4 protein-coding genes are annotated in these 3,059 nt (G+C 39.2%); 3 read left to right on the top strand and 1 reads right to left on the bottom strand.

Going from position 1 to position 3,059, the window contains the following annotated elements; all coding sequences use genetic code 11:
- Positions 1 to 22: 22 nt before the first annotated feature.
- A complete protein-coding gene (locus ACOVO2_RS25405; RefSeq protein WP_421772672.1) occupies positions 23 to 268 on the bottom strand; it encodes a type B 50S ribosomal protein L31 in 246 nt (81 codons plus the stop codon).
- 257 nt (positions 269 to 525) lie between these two features.
- On the opposite strand from ACOVO2_RS25405, the gene ACOVO2_RS25400 reads away from it, so the two are divergent.
- From ACOVO2_RS25400 to ACOVO2_RS25390, 3 genes are all read left to right on the top strand, one after another.
- On the top strand, positions 526 to 1,083 hold the full coding sequence (locus ACOVO2_RS25400) for an RNA polymerase sigma factor (protein ID WP_421772671.1): 558 nt from the start codon (positions 526 to 528) through the stop codon (positions 1,081 to 1,083).
- Between the two features lie 5 nt (positions 1,084 to 1,088).
- The gene (locus tag ACOVO2_RS25395; protein ID WP_421772670.1) at positions 1,089 to 1,952 is read left to right on the top strand and encodes a hypothetical protein; all 864 of its coding nucleotides are present in this window, start codon (positions 1,089 to 1,091) and stop codon (positions 1,950 to 1,952) included.
- A gap of 136 nt (positions 1,953 to 2,088) precedes the next feature.
- Positions 2,089 to 3,059 (top strand): hypothetical protein (locus tag ACOVO2_RS25390; protein ID WP_421772669.1); only part of this gene is annotated, 971 nt, incomplete at its 3' end.

Below are 3,059 nucleotides of genomic sequence, written 5' to 3'. Positions count from 1 at the left end.
TTTATCTGATACCAGAAGAAAATTATTTCTTTCCGTAACGCTTGTTGAATTTATCAACACGACCTGCTGTATCAAGCAATACGTTTTTACCAGTGTAGAATGGGTGTGAGTCAGAGCTAACCTCCACTTTGTAAACTGGGTATTCGTTACCATCTTCCCAAACGATAGTTTCTTTGGTATTGGCACATGATTTTGTCAAAAACTTGAAGTTAGTTGACAAATCCCAGAAAACAACTGGTCTATAATTTGGATGAATATCTTTTTTCATTACTTTATTTATTGAAATTCCTATTACTTTTCTAAAACGGACTGCAAAATTAGAGATTTCAATCGAAAAAACAAAAACTATACAATTATTTTAGTAGTTTTTTATGATATTTTTACTTAGAGCCCATTTCTGAGCAGCAATAAGCCCGAAAATACTTACAGCCAAATAGTTATGTCCGAAAAAATATTTTTATCTTCATACAACTTTAAAGGCTTTTTCTGCATTTACATCATAAGAAACGTCTGTTACGAAACCATTTGATAGCAACTGCCACCATCGAAAGCTTACGAAGCAAAGACCCCATTGCCCAAAAGAATATTTTTGAGCAATATGGAAGCTTTTTGTATCGAGTGGCATATCGCTACGTGCGTGACCGCATGACGGCCGAAGATTTGGTGGTTGATTCTTTCCTCAAGATTTTTGAAGGTGCTGCCAATTTCAGGTTCGATAATTTGCGGTCGTTTGAGGCTTGGATGAAAAGAATTGTGATTAACGAGTCGTTGATGTTACTCCGCAAGCAAGCAAGTTTTCAACTTATGCCCGAAAGCGAGGCCATCGAAACACCCGTTGATGATAATATCTTGGATTCGATTTCGAGCGATGAGATTCATCAACTCATTGCCGAGCTACCCGATGGCTATCGCACAGTTTTTAATCTTTTTGCCATTGAGGGCTATTCGCACAAAGAAATTGCCGAGCAACTCAACATCAACGAAGGCACATCAAAGTCGCAGCTAAACCACGCTCGAAAATTATTACAGAAGAAAATTCTTTATAGGCAAACTGCTAAGCAAGCAGCCAGCCCAAATGAATAAAAATCATGAAGACAGAGGAGTTTTATAAGAAAATTCAAGAAAAAGTCGGTGAAACTGAAATGGATTTTGAAAGAGATTTTCCTTTCGGAAAATCATCATTTCAAGAATCCCCATTCGGTGATGCACAGTTTCTTGAATGGAACAAACAAGATGTATGGCAACGCATCGAACAAAAACAAACAAAGCGTAAAAAGCCATTTGTGTGGTGGCAAGCCGCAGCAGCAAGCGTAATTTTGCTGGGTGGATTAGGTATGTATTTTTATAATAATGAAACCGCAGTAACAGCTCATAATCAAGTAATTAAAGAACAAATTCCTACTATTTCAACGCAACCAACCTTAAACCCTACTACTACTGAATCTACACAACTGATGGCCAATGGCAATACCCGCAAAAACAATGTGGTAAGTCCGATAGCTATAAGTAAAAAACAAAACACAGAACAACTTGATACAAGCCCTGACAACGAAAATGGTGTGACCGATGAGCCAACTGTGGCCGTTAATGAAACACCAAACAATGTTTCATCGAGCGAAACTGAATCGAATATAGCACAGCAAACGCCTGCGAATGATAATTATAGATTTGTGCCGTATCAAGGTTTTGTTGAGAAACGAGTTGCACCACAACGCCGTGAGCGAGTAGCGATTTTGGAAATCCCTGATGATGAAGAGGATTATAATCAAGCTCCAAGAAATGAGAAAAAAAATGGTTTGGTGGCTCGTTTGAGCAGGAAATTAGGTAAAAAAGGTACTGAACCCAACGAAGAATTGCCTGCCGTAAATAGTAGCAAACCCAACAAAGTTTGGGCTTTTGTAAAAGAAAGTTTCAAAAATGAAACAATGGCCGCTGACTCGACCAATAGATAGATAGTGTATTGTCTGTGGAGACACAGACAATGGCTTGCGTAAAATTTTTCGCACACATCCTATTAGTTTTGGCAAAGCCCTACTCTCCGTTGTCAGTGTCTCCACTGACAAGGTTCAACCGAAACATGAAATTTAAATGAATAAACTGCTCACATTGCTATTCTCGTGTTTAACGACGCTCTCTTTTGCTAAAGAAATCACTGACATTGACTCAATAGTGGTGAATATTGGTAAACGCAAGCGAATTGTGCTTTGGGGACAAACCAAAGAAGACCTAAAGGCTCTCGAAAAATACGATTTGAATAGAATTGTGGTGCAGATGAATCAGGATTTGGACGAGATGCCATCGAACGTTCGTCGAAGTTTCCGACAAGACTACGAAGGAAATAGCTACACCAAAGAAATGACCACCCAGCGACAATTGGAAGGCATGACTTCGTGGCAACGCCTCAAACGCAATACCTACCTCAATCTTTCGGTGGGACTAAACTCTGCTAACTATCTATCTGTCAGCACCGTTACGTATAATCCGTTTAAAATGACGGAACAAATTTTTCGTCAAAACTTCCTGACTTCACCGAGTTTGAGCGTGGCTTTGATGCGTCAAGAAAGTTTTATTCGTACTGGTCATAAAGAAATTGTACTTCGCTACGGCTTTGATGTAAGTTGGTATCATTTGCGGAGCATTAGCACCAAACGCAATGCTTATTTGCTTCGCCTCAATAGCCTTGATAATACAAAATATGATACAGTGGCGGTTTTCAAACCAGCCCGCAATGGCGATAATTACTATACCGTTGACCGCCTAAACGCCACGGCTTTACCCAAAGAAATCACGCCTTATACCAACAATCAGTCGTTGTTTTATACTGATTTTAAGATAATTCCAACCATCAATTTCTACGGACAAAACAATCAAAAGACCTTCAATTTTGGCATTGGGGCTTATATCGGAATGCTGCTGAGAGGTAGCAGAAACTACGCCGAAATAAAAGCTCTCAATCGGCAAGAAACAAAAGTGAGTATCAAAAATCCAGAGAATCCATATCGCTACGGAATCATTCTGAATATGGGTTATGGTGTGGTAAATCTTTTTGTGGAAGCTGA

This window comes from Emticicia sp. (assembly GCF_049241225.1).
In the GTDB taxonomy this organism is placed as follows: Bacteria; Bacteroidota; Bacteroidia; order Cytophagales; family Spirosomataceae; genus Emticicia.
This window is presented reverse-complemented; position numbering and strand designations above follow the sequence as displayed.

What these genes read in the sequence shown, in the direction of transcription:
- ACOVO2_RS25405 (WP_421772672.1), bottom strand. Translation starts at nt 268, where the DNA reads ATGAAAAAAGATATTCATCCAAATTATAGACCAGTTGTTTTCTGGGAT.
- ACOVO2_RS25395 (WP_421772670.1), top strand. Translation starts at nt 1,089, where the DNA reads ATGAAGACAGAGGAGTTTTATAAGAAAATTCAAGAAAAAGTCGGTGAA.